Source organism: Vibrio sp. 811 (genome assembly GCF_033339195.1).
On record NZ_JAWOUB010000668.1, the window covers coordinates 1 to 588 of the forward strand.

Here is a 588-nt window from a genome sequence, read left to right on the forward strand (position 1 = left end):
TCCAAAACAACGTACAGCGGCATTTTGGCTTGTTGCTGGCTTTGCATTTCCACATGTTCGAGTGTGATGCTTTCTTCGCTTGGGAATAGAATCACTGGGTACAGTGATGGATTAGCCAAGCGAGTGAGCAACTCTGCTGGTGGTTGTTTGCGATCCCAGATTGCTTGCTCGACGTTGAGTTGGCAATGCTGTAATAGCTGGCCCGTATTGGTGTCACGAGTAAGCTCATTTGGGTGCATCAATAGCAGTATGTCGTGCTTGCTGGTGAGTTTAGGCACCAGCGAGCAAATACAGTTGAACAGAAAACCGCAATGGGGACACGGTTGTGACATTACAGTCGAACCCCTTCACGCACTGGGCTAATACCATCCGAGAACAGACGAACACCACTGATTTGTTCTGGTGTGGCTGTTGGTGCCATGCTCGGGTTCAGAGGGTAGCTTACGCCAGTGTACTGCATGACATGTTTTGCTGGTGTTGCGCCACCGCCACTAACATCGAAAATCAGGTCGCGCCAACCGTGCGACGTTTGTTGGCCGAGCATTATTGGGCTTCTTACCAGTGTAATTCGACTATTGAAGCGCCATT

1 protein-coding gene and 1 pseudogene are annotated in these 588 nt (G+C 50.0%); both read right to left on the bottom strand.

From position 1 onward, the window contains the following. Positions 1-332: DTW domain-containing protein (locus R7Q46_RS28730; RefSeq protein WP_318078516.1), on the bottom strand; the 332-nt coding region annotated here is incomplete at its 3' end. Beyond that, positions 332-588: pseudogene (locus R7Q46_RS28735) on the bottom strand (hypothetical protein); the annotation flags it as partial. The gene R7Q46_RS28730 and the pseudogene R7Q46_RS28735, both read right to left, overlap by 1 nt.